The sequence below is a fragment of the Mesorhizobium sp. M7A.F.Ca.US.014.04.1.1 genome (genome assembly GCF_003998745.1).
GTDB lineage: Bacteria > Pseudomonadota > Alphaproteobacteria > Rhizobiales > Rhizobiaceae > Mesorhizobium > Mesorhizobium ciceri.
Map to the genome: position 1 here is coordinate 1 of NZ_RZRW01001298.1, position 673 is coordinate 673.

Genomic DNA, 673 nt, shown 5'->3' on the forward strand with positions numbered 1-673 from the left:
GTGCCGAAGATGAAGGTGCCGAGGAAGAAGGGCGAGGGCAGTCGGCACAACTTTCCCGCCAGGCCGCCTACGACCGCGATGCCGATGGTGGCGGCGAAGGCTTGGGCATCGATCGGCGGAAACCAGACGATGGCGGGGATTTCGACCTCAGACGTGTCGACCCACATCTTGGCAACGAGTGCCGCCGTCATCGAGACGAAGATGACGCGCAGATATTGCATGAAAGCGACGAGCCGCTGATCGGCGCCGAAGGCACCCGCCATCAGCACCATGGCGGTGGCCGCACCCGGCGACGAGCCCCAGACGGCGGTGGTGCCGGGCAGGATGCGCCAGCGGCTGATCAGCCAGCCGAGCAGGCTGGAGGCTGTGACGGTGGCCACCACGACGCCGGGAAACAGCGGCCATTCCTGGGGGAAGACCGGAAAGATGTCGGCCGAGATCGACGCCGCGACGAGGCAGCCGACGATCGCCTGGGCGGCGCCGAACAGAAGACGCGGCACGCGCACCGTGGCGCCATTGGTGCCGGCGACGATGGCGGCCAGCATCGGCCCGATCAGCAGCGCCGCCGGCAGGGCGGCGAGTTCCAGCGCGCCGGCAAACAGCAAGGAAACAACCAGCAGGGCAAGCCACTGCCAGAGCTTGCGCATCCGCGCCATGCGCTCGAGTGTGGGCA

Annotated in this window: 1 protein-coding gene; it reads right to left on the reverse strand. The window is 68.1% G+C overall.

Features of this window, described 5'->3' with window-relative positions:
- A partial coding sequence (locus EOA22_RS36180) for an AbrB family transcriptional regulator (protein ID WP_245478800.1) occupies window positions 1-673 on the reverse strand: 673 nt, incomplete at both ends.